Here is a 10,104-nt window from a genome sequence, read left to right as displayed (position 1 = left end):
GGGGAGAGAGGGGGAAAAATTTCTTCACCATCCTCCCACACCTCCCACACCTCCCACACCTCCTGCTTGCCCCATACCCCATACCCTATGCCCTATTCATTTTTACTAAGTCCAAGACCGTTTTCATCGCCATACCGCTTCATAAAGCGCATAAAGCGATCCCATTCTTCAGGAGATTTCATAATATAAACTGCTTCTAATCCTTCCGGTCTTCCGTTAATAAATTTAGCCTTAACTTCACGGGTGATGATTTCGCCTTCTTCGTCAATTAGGTACATCCCGGTGATGTCGTCGGTACTGCCTTGGTCTAAAATCTTCGGATTTTCAAAAAAAAATGTTGCCGTGCCAGTTTCACCACTGCGCCCTCTCGTCAAACGCACGTCTGGAACTACTTCTTCGTTAATACCCCTAGCAAACTGTATTTTGGCCATGATAAATGAATTTAAACTTTTGCGATCGTTAGTTTAATATTCTCTCATCAATTAGAACTTCACGGTCTAGAGGCGACTACGATTGATGTTTTTCAAGTGTTGACGGTTGAAGGTTGACGGTTGACGGTTGACGGTTGACTAGTGACACTTTGATCGAGACCTCATCCTTAAGAAAGGAGGTTGGATTTATCGGTTAACTGTCATCAGTCAACAGTTAACAGTCAACGTTAAGTTGCTTCTTTTTCAAGTAACAAAGTTACTGGGCCATCGTTTTCAATTGAGACTTCCATCATTGCACCAAATTGGCCAGTTTTGACTTGTAAACCACTGGCTATTAATTTGGTAACAAAACGATTATATAAATCTTCTGCTGATTGGGGGGCGGCTGAGCGGTCAAAAGAAGGGCGGCGACCTTTGCGACAATCACCATAAAGGGTAAACTGACTGACTACTAACAACTCACCATCAATTTCTTGTACAGATTTTGAAAAGCGTTCGTTTCCTTCTTCATCAGGAAAGAGACGCAATTCTAAGCACTTACGCACCATCCAGTCGAGTTCAGCATCGGTATCGGTCTTAGCAATACCTACAAGTAAGTTGAGTCCCCGTCCAATTTTGCCGATGATTTCGCCGTTAACGATAACCTGAGATGATTTAACTCGCTGGATGACAACACGCATAAAAAATCATGAGTTTCAGATGAGATAATGCGATCGCTAAATTATCACGCATCTGAGGGAACTCAAAAAATAAACCTTGACTGTTAACTGTCAACAGTCAACAGTCAACAATCAACAATATTTAGAAGTCCCTTTATTTGCCAAACCCTTTACCGCGACTATTAGAAGGTAAGCAAACGCAGTTTTCGATTTGAGCAATTAAAGTTTCACGATCCAGATTTTGACCAATCAACACTAGTTGGTTTTTGGGTTGACCTTGCCAATCATCATCATCCAAGGTGAAGCGTTTACCACAGAGGTGGAAAATATGACGCTTCGGACTTTCATCAAACCACATAATCCCCTTGGCTCGGAAGATGCTTGACGGGAGTTGGTTATCTAAGAAATACTGAAACTTCCTAATAGACAAAGGTTTGTCACTCTGGAAAGAAATGGAAGTGAAGCCATCATTTTCTAAATGGTCTGAGTGATGGTGGTCGTGGTCATGGTCGTGATGGTCATGACCGCATGTTGAGTGGTCGTGGTGGTCGTGGTGGTCGTGATGGTCATGACCGCACGTTGAGTGGTCGTGGTCGTGGTGGTCGTGATGGTCGTGATGGTCGTGATGGTCGTGTTTATCTACTGCTGTGTCAAAATATTTATCAGATTCAAACAGACCGACACTGAGAATTAATGGCAGTGGCACTTGCGATCGCGTGGTACGGAGAATTCTTGCTTCTTCTTTAATTTCGTTAATTTTCCTCTCTAACTCATTCAAAGTAGCTTCATCAACCAAATCTGTTTTATTCAGAATAATCACATCACCGTAGGCAATCTGGCTGTATGCTGCTTGGGAATTAAACAAATCTAAGCTGTAATTTGCGGCATCTACAACGGTGATAATTGAATCTAAGCGAGTTAGATCCCGCAATTCTGTACCCAAAAATGTCAGGGCTACTGGTAGCGGATCTGCCAGTCCAGTTGTTTCAACTACTAAGTAATCTAAATTTTCTTGGCGTTCTAAAACTTTGTAAACTGCATCTACTAAATCATTATTAATAGTGCAGCAGATACAACCATTATTTAGTTCCACCATGTTCTCACCAGTGGAAACGATTAGCTCGTTGTCGATGCCGATTTCACCAAACTCATTCACTAAAACAGCGGTCTTTAAACCCTGTTGGTTATTAAGGATATGATTAAGTAAAGTCGTTTTTCCACTACCAAGGAAACCCGTGATAATTGTTACTGGCATTCCTTGTTTCGGTGTATCCATTGCCTGAGATTCAGAAGTAGCTGCTGATTGCATAGCGCTGTTATCAAAAAAATCAAAAATAGTAATGTAGCGCAGATAGTCCAGAAAACAAAAGTAAAGACTCGATTCATCGCGTCTGTACAAAAGTCAAAAGTAGAGACGCGTTAATTGCGTCTGTACAAAAGTCACCGATAATTGTGTCTTCGGCTTTTGCACCATTTTTAATGGTCTGTTTATTTCTGCCGTGCTGTACTAGCATAGGGATGCTGGACTGTCATCCCAGTTGCTTACTTTATTATTGCGTATCTCTCTATTTCAGCATTAGTTGATTATGACCCTAACCCTATACAATACCCTCACCCGTCGTCAAGAACCGTTTGAAACAGTGGAACCAGGCAAGGTTAAGATGTATTACTGCGGCGTGACGGTATATGATTATTGCCATTTGGGTCATGCCAGAGCTTGCATTGTTTGGGATGTAGTACGTCGATACCTCCAGTTTATCGGCTATGAAGTACGTTATATTCAAAATTTTACTGATATTGATGACAAAATTCTCAATCGAGCCTGTGCTGAGCATTCATCAATGGAAGCCGTAGCCGATCGCTTTATCAAAGCATATTTTGAGGACATGGCACGCTTGGGAATCAAAGAAGCGGATGAATATCCCCGTGCTACTCATACAATGAATGGAATTTTGCGCTTAATTCACGATTTAGAAAATAAAGGCTTTGCTTACCCTGCTGACGGCGATGTGTATTATGCAGTGCGGCAGTTTTCTGAGTATGGCAAGCTTTCCGGACGCAGGTTAGAAGACATGCAAGCTGGAGCTAGCGAACGCGTTAACGTCGAAGATCCAGAATATTACAAAAAGAAAGACCCCTTTGATTTTGCTTTATGGAAAGCAGCAAAACCAGGAGAACCAGCTTGGAAGTCACCTTGGGGTGCAGGGCGTCCGGGGTGGCACATTGAATGCTCGGCAATGGTGCGCGATCGCTTGGGTGATACCATAGATATTCACGCTGGCGGTGCTGACTTAATTTTTCCCCACCACGAAAACGAAATTGCTCAATCCGAGGCTGTCACAGGAAAACCCCTAGCACGTTACTGGTTGCATAACGGCATGGTGAAAGTTGATGGTGAAAAAATGTCCAAATCCTTGGGTAACTTTATCACCATTCGAGAATTGCTAGATCGAGGAGTTGACCCAATGGCAGTGCGCTTATTAGTGCTAACAGCCCAATATCGCACACCCATCGATTTTACCGACGAAGCGATCGCAGATAAAACAAACGCTTGGCACACCCTAAAAGCAGGTTTACTTTTTGGCTACCAACACGGCAAACAATTAGGTTGGGAAGTAGAAGACGCGGGGACAGGGGGACAGGGGGACGCGGAGAATGGAAAACAAATCTCCGCATCATACATTGAACGTTTCCAAGAACTCGTCAATGATGACTTTAATTTTCCTGGTGGCTTAACAGTGCTGTTTGAATTGGCAAAAGAACTCCAGCGTCAAGGAAATATTCTTGTGCATCAAGGCAAAACCGAAACACCGCCACAAGAGTTACAACAGCAATGGCAAACACTGGTTACATTAGCTGGAGTATTGGGTTTAGAAGCCAAACCAGAAGCAGAAACTTCCACAATACAAGGTTTAAGCGATGCAGAAATTGACGCGAAAATTCAGCAAAGACAAGCAGCACGTCAAGCCAGAGATTTTGCCGAAAGCGATCGCATTCGCAACGAATTGCAAGCCCAAGGTATTACCCTAATTGATAGCCGTGAAGGCACACGTTGGCATAGAAATTAGAGAAAGACAAGGAGAATAATTTTTAACTCCTAACTCCCAACTCCTAACTCCCCAATGCCCCATGCCCTATTCCCTATTCCCTATTCCCTAAAATTATGTTATCTGAACTCAAAAAAGCGATCGCTAGTTTCGATATTCCTGCTGATTGGATTGGTATCAGAGCTGTTAAGGAAACTTCTACAAATCGTTTAGTGCGTGATGGCTTACCCCAAGCCAACGGTAAATCTTTTACCGTGGGAGCCATGCTAGAAGTGTTAGTTAATGGCTGTTTGGGTTATGCAGCTACTAACTCCCTAGAATTGCCATCTTTACAAGCTGCTGCCCAAATAGCCTATAAACAGGCACTAGCAGCTAGTGAATGGTGGATATATCCCTTCCGTGAAACTGAGCGCCCTAAAGTTGTTGGTGAATATAACTCTCCATTCCTTGAGTCATTGGATGCTTTAACTCCTGGAGAAATCAACGATTTATTAGTTCGTATTTGCCAAACCCTAAAAGTTGACGACCAAATTGTCCAAACCATTGCTGGTGTCAGCACAAACGAGAAGGAGTCATGGTTTGTCAGCAGCAATGGCTCAGAAGTCTATCAAAAATTTCTATCCATCGGCACTCATTACGGAGCCACAGCCCAAGATGGGCCAATTGTACAGCAACGCACCTACAACGGCGCTCAAGCAAACTGTTATCAAGGCGGGCTAGAACTGTTAAAAGAAGAGAATTTATGGCATCGGGTACGACAAATTGGCGAACAAGCAATAGAACTTTTAACAGCAGAAGAATGCCCAACCACCCGTACCAATTTAGTTTTAGCGCCAGACCAAATGATGCTGCAAATTCATGAAAGTGTCGGGCATCCCCTAGAAATTGACCGCATTTTGGGAGATGAACGAAACTATGCCGGGGGCAGTTTTGTCAGCAAAAGTGATTTTGGCAAACTAGTATATGGTTCGCCCTTGATGAATATTACCTTTGACCCCACCGTCTCTGGTGAATTTGCCAGCTATGGCTTTGATGATACCGGCGCTGTGGCAACACGAGAGTATTTAATCAAAGAAGGCGTACTGCAACGCGGTTTGGGTAGCTTAGAGAGTCAAGCTAGAGCAGGTGTACCTGGTGTCGCCTGTGCCCGTGCTTCCTCGTGGAATCGACCAGCGATCGACCGTATGGCTAACTTGAATTTAGAGCCTCTAGACGCTGGTTTTGAAGACATTATTGGTGGCATAGAACATGGCGTTTACATGGAATCTAATCGTTCTTGGTCAATTGACGATCGCCGTTATAAATTCCAATTTGGTTGCGAATATGCCAAATTAATCGAAAACGGTAAATTTACCAAAACCCTCCGCAATCCCAACTATCGCGCCACAACACCAGAGTTTTGGCATAGCTTAATTAAAGTAGGAAATGCCAACAACTGGGAAATGTACGGTACTCCATATTGTGGCAAAGGAGAACCAAATCAAGCTATTTGGGTAGGACACGGTTCTCCTGTTTGTGTATTTGCTAATGTCGAAGTTTTTGGTGGAGGAAGTTGAAAGATAAAAAATTTCAGAGTTAAGAGTGAGGAGTTAAGAGTTAGGAATGAGAAATTAAAAAACTTTCTTTGAACTTTAATTAATAACTCCTCACTCATAACTCCTAACTTGGTTAAGAGTTATGAATTAAAAATTAAAAAACCTCCAATTTTAATTAATAACTCCTAACTCATCACTCCTAACTTTTAAACTATCCCATATTAATAGTAATATCCATGAAAATTGAGGAATTATCTACTTTAGAAGTTAGCTTTAATCAATTGATTGAAACTCTGCTTCTGAAAAAATCAACAGATGAAGAATTCACTGTCAGGCTCAGTAGCGAACGCAGTCAATTTACTCGTTTCAATCATGCAAAAGTGCGACAAACTGGTTATGTTGCTGATGGTTGGATCGAACTAACTTTGATGAAAGACCAGCGCAGTAGTTTTCGACAATTTCCCTTTACTGGAAATTGGGAGAGAGACTGGCAGTTAGCTTATAGCGCTTTGCAAGAACTACGAGATGAAATAATTCTATTACCCATCGATCCATATTTAGTTTTGCCCTCAGGAAATAATACTAGTCGCGAAATCCATTCTGGAAATTTATTGCCAGAAGAAGCAGTGGTTACCACTGTTCTAGAATTAATTTCCGAACTAGATTTTACTGGCATATATGCCGGGGGAGTTGTAATTAAAGCCTATGGTGATTCTAGCGGTCAAAAACATTGGTTTGCTACTGATTCTTTTACCTTAGATTATTCTTTATTTATTACATCTGGGCAAGCAGTTAAAGGTACGTTTGCAGGTAGCGATTGGGATAAAACTGCATACATAGCTAAAATCAATGAAGCAAAAAAACAATTAAAACTCCTTTCTCGTCCATCCAAAGAATTACCAAGAGGACAGTACAAAACTTATTTTGCTCCTGCTGCTGTTGCAGATTTATCAATGATGCTTTCTTGGGGTTCTGTCAGCGAAGCTGATATTCAACAAGGTAACAGTTCTTTAGCTGCTTTATGTCGTCAAGAGAAACAACTGTCTGCAAAATTCACTTTAAAAGAAAATTTTCAACGGGGATTAGTACCACGATTTAATGAATTAGGTGAAATCGCAGCCCTAGAGTTACCAATTATAGAAAAAGGAGATTTAGTCAACACTCTAGTGAATTCTCGTACTGCTAAGGAATATGGAAAAATAGCCAATGGTGCTAATGGTTCAGAGACGTTACGTGCCCCAGAAGTGAGTCCTGGTAATTTAGTATTTGAACAGATTCTTCCCAGTTTAGATACAGGATTATATGTATCGAATTTGCATTACTTAAATTGGAGCGATCGCCAAACAGGTAGAATCACAGGCATGACCCGTTATGCTTGTTTTTGGGTAGAAAACGGAGAAATTATCGCCCCCATTGAAAACCTCCGTTTTGATGAAAGTCTCTACCGCTTTTGGGGAGAAAACCTCATAGATTTGACCACTTTTCAAGAATTTATCCCTGAAGTTGGAACATATGAAAGTCGTCAACTAGGAGGTGGTCTAGTTCCTGGTATGTTGGTAGAAGATTTTACCTACACACTGTAAATAAGCATTATATCTCTTGCAAAAGTGCTTTTTGCATAAGTCGGAAAAAGGGGTGCATGTTAAAGGGGAAAGGGAAAACACAAAATCTTTCTCCCTTTCCCCTTACCCTTTCCCCTACTTATGCAAGAAGTCTATTGATTATAGGAATCCTATTTGATTTATACCCCATACCCCATGCCCCATACGCAAATTGCATAGGGATTTACTCTATATCTGCTAATAATAGAGGAGTAGGTTTTTTCAGGAATTGGGATGATTAGTCCACAGCAGGTTGAGGCAATGATTGTGGCGGAACTGCCAGACGCCCAAGTTCAGGTGCAAGACTTGACTGGTGGTAATGACCACTATCAGGTGACAGTAGTTTCATCGCACTTTGCAGGTAAAGGACTAGTGCAACAGCACCAATTAATTTATGGTGCGTTGCAACAAGCAATATCGAGTCAAGCGATTCACGCTTTGTCTCTAAAAACATATACTCCTGAAGCTTGGCAAGCAAAATCAGCTTCGTAAATATAAAGTTAGGAGTTATTAGTACAGACGCCATTAGTCGCATCTGTACAAAAGTTAGGAGTAATACATTTTTTACTTTTTACTCCTAATTCCTGATTGTTCAGTGCAATATTAGGAAACATAAATACCATGACACCAGAACTCAAAGAGAAAATCGATCAATTGGTAGAAGATAACAAGATTTTGGTTTTCATTAAGGGAACCAAGTTAATGCCCCAGTGTGGTTTCTCCAACAATGTTGTCCAAATTCTCAATAGCTTGGGAGTTCCTTTTGAGGCCGTTAACGTTTTAGCAGACGATGAAATCCGTCAAGGAATTAAAGAATACTCCAACTGGCAGACATTTCCCCAGGTGTATATTGATGGTGAATTCATTGGCGGTTCTGACATTATGATTGAACTCTACCAACAAGGGGAATTACAGCAAAAGGTAGAAGTCGCATTAGCTTCCTAAGCATTGGGTATGGGGAAGAAGACAAGGAAGACAAGGGGGACAAGGTAGCATAGCAATTTTTCTCCCCATCTCCCCATCTCCCCAGTCCCCATAGCCGAAAATCCCCTCAGTCGCATTGGCAAGACCAATACAGGGCTGAGGGGATTAGTTTTATCAATACAATATCTCCAAAATTTCACACCACAACAACCCGTTGACCAATACAAATAACATGCTATAATTATCTGCGTTGATTTACGGTTACTATTAATTACCAAGCAAGCGATATTAGTAGTAATCAGGTTGTGGCTGCGCTTGCGGCATTTCAAAATTTGATGCATCGTACAAGTAGCGGCTGGCTTCCTCTTCTAAACGATGAATCAAATAAGGTTCAATAGCGTTGCCATGTCGCAGTGCGGCTAGATATCCATCCAAATACATCCGCATATCATCCATACGATAACCGCGATTCCATAACTCGACGAAGGCGTCAGTGAGTCTTTGGTAATAGCGGATGGTTTGTGTGTCTTGGAGCATAACTGCTGTATTAATGTCTTTGGAATGAGAATTGTAAATGATTCAAGTTCAAATGTGAAGTGTAATTTTACTTTGGGATCAATTAAAAATAAACATATGTCCTTCGGGTAGTACTCTCCTAGTAGCTACAGACTAATTTAATCGTATTCCAGAAAACACTTATTTTTGCGATCTGCTAAGGGATTTTTATGATTTGACCTCCCAGCAGAGAGATTTTATTAGTGCTATATTCATGGATGTAAGCAGCAAATCTCTTCCTCAAGAATCAGTTTTCCATTAGGCTGGAAAGCTTTTTTGTTAAGGATTTGCTATTTTGGTTATGGTTGTTGGATCTCATAGCCATCAAAAAACAGAATATTTAAGCTAGAAGAACTTTTGATAAGTTCGACAAGTCTTTTTATAAGTTTAACAAAAATTTAAGAATATTTCTAATGCCTTTTTGTAAAGGAAAAATTAAAGATATTGGCACTTTTTTTATGAGGAAATGTAAAGCTAATAGCAATTGAAGTAACAAAGGCTACAAAACCTTAGACATGGGCTTGTTACTTTGAAAGTCATCGACGCTAAGGGGTCTTGCCACCGTGGGTTCGGTTTGTATAGAAATCATTGAAGGGAATCCCCATCTCAGGTCGTTGCTAGGTTGGCACTTGCAACAACTAGAATACCGGGTGCATCAAGCTGCCAGTATTTATCAAGCAAGGGAAGTATTTTTAAGCCATCAACCAACACTTGTGGTTTTGGATGCCGATCTTCCTGACGGTGACGGCATTGAATTTTGTCGTTGGTTGCATCGTCAGCAACAGCCATTAATTTTAATGCTATCTGCCCGCAATAGTGAAGCTGATGTTGTGGCAGGTTTGAAGGCGGGTGCAGATGATTACTTGAGCAAACCTTTTGGGATGCAAGAGTTTTTAGCACGGGTAGAGGCACTGATTCGCCGTAAGCGTACACCGACTGCACCAGCATATTTGGATTATGGTACTTTGCAAATCGATTTAGTTCAGCGCCGCGTCCGCTTTCAAGGAGAGTTCATTGACTTAACGCCCCAGGAATTTAGTTTACTGTACGTTTTAGCACAAGCCGGGGGAGTGCCTCTGAGTAGGTCGGAATTGCTGCGTCGTGCTTGGCCTGATGCCATCGATAATCCTCGTACCATTGATACTCACGTTTTATCGCTGCGGAAAAAAGTTGAACTCGATCCTCGACAACCCAGCTTGATTCAGACTATCCGCAATGTGGGATACCGTTTTAACATGGAAATTTTGAATAGCAACCTTCCACAGTCACAAACAAAGTTAACCAGAGAGAGATTTAGTAATCAACGTTCAACACTTAGTAGTAGTCAAGTGTGATGGGGAATGGGGCATGGG

The 10,104-nt window shown here is 41.5% G+C and carries 10 protein-coding genes; 6 read left to right on the top strand and 4 right to left on the bottom strand.

Going from position 1 to position 10,104, the window contains the following annotated elements; all coding sequences use genetic code 11:
- Positions 1–92: 92 nt before the first annotated feature.
- The 3 genes from psb28 to GNE10_RS26030 all read right to left on the bottom strand — a co-directional run bounded on the left by psb28 (position 93) and on the right by GNE10_RS26030 (position 2,399).
- Positions 93–431: a photosystem II reaction center protein Psb28 gene (psb28, locus tag GNE10_RS26040; protein ID WP_185568056.1), complete on the bottom strand. Its 339-nt coding sequence runs from the start codon at positions 429–431 to the stop codon at positions 93–95.
- Positions 432–658: 227 nt separating this feature from the next.
- Entirely contained in the window at positions 659–1,111 is a 453-nt protein-coding gene (gene dtd, locus GNE10_RS26035; RefSeq protein ID WP_099066730.1) for a D-aminoacyl-tRNA deacylase, read from the bottom strand.
- Between the two features lie 133 nt (positions 1,112–1,244).
- Complete coding sequence (locus GNE10_RS26030) at positions 1,245–2,399, bottom strand: GTP-binding protein (protein WP_185568053.1); 1,155 nt, start codon at positions 2,397–2,399, stop codon at positions 1,245–1,247.
- A gap of 277 nt (positions 2,400–2,676) precedes the next feature.
- Between GNE10_RS26030 and cysS the strand changes: the two genes are divergently transcribed.
- The 5 genes from cysS to grxD all read left to right on the top strand — a co-directional run bounded on the left by cysS (position 2,677) and on the right by grxD (position 8,218).
- Positions 2,677–4,158: a cysteine--tRNA ligase gene (gene cysS / locus GNE10_RS26025; RefSeq protein ID WP_185568050.1), complete on the top strand. Its 1,482-nt coding sequence runs from the start codon at positions 2,677–2,679 to the stop codon at positions 4,156–4,158.
- Positions 4,159–4,253: 95 nt separating this feature from the next.
- Positions 4,254–5,693, top strand: coding sequence for a TldD/PmbA family protein (locus GNE10_RS26020; protein WP_185568047.1), 1,440 nt, complete (start codon positions 4,254–4,256; stop codon positions 5,691–5,693).
- A gap of 215 nt (positions 5,694–5,908) precedes the next feature.
- Positions 5,909–7,255, top strand: a complete 1,347-nt coding sequence (locus tag GNE10_RS26015) for a TldD/PmbA family protein (protein WP_185568044.1) — start codon at positions 5,909–5,911, stop codon at positions 7,253–7,255.
- A 252-nt stretch (positions 7,256–7,507) separates the two neighbouring features.
- A complete protein-coding gene (locus GNE10_RS26010) occupies positions 7,508–7,765 on the top strand; it encodes a BolA family protein (protein WP_099066735.1) in 258 nt (85 codons plus the stop codon).
- Between the two features lie 129 nt (positions 7,766–7,894).
- Complete coding sequence (gene grxD, locus GNE10_RS26005; protein WP_099066736.1) at positions 7,895–8,218, top strand: Grx4 family monothiol glutaredoxin; 324 nt, start codon at positions 7,895–7,897, stop codon at positions 8,216–8,218.
- A 267-nt stretch (positions 8,219–8,485) separates the two neighbouring features.
- Here grxD and GNE10_RS26000 read toward each other — a convergent pair whose 3' ends face one another.
- A complete protein-coding gene (locus tag GNE10_RS26000) occupies positions 8,486–8,734 on the bottom strand; it encodes a DUF6761 family protein (protein ID WP_099066737.1) in 249 nt (82 codons plus the stop codon).
- 581 nt (positions 8,735–9,315) lie between these two features.
- On the opposite strand from GNE10_RS26000, the gene GNE10_RS25995 reads away from it, so the two are divergent.
- Positions 9,316–10,086, top strand: coding sequence for a response regulator transcription factor (locus GNE10_RS25995; protein WP_099066738.1), 771 nt, complete (start codon positions 9,316–9,318; stop codon positions 10,084–10,086).
- Positions 10,087–10,104 lie beyond the last annotated feature (18 nt).

Source organism: Nostoc sp. 2RC (assembly GCF_014222165.1).
GTDB classification, from domain to species: Bacteria; Cyanobacteriota; Cyanobacteriia; order Cyanobacteriales; family Nostocaceae; genus Nostoc; species Nostoc linckia.
The sequence above is the reverse complement of the archived record's forward strand: the minus strand, read 5'-3'. Positions and strand labels throughout refer to the sequence as shown.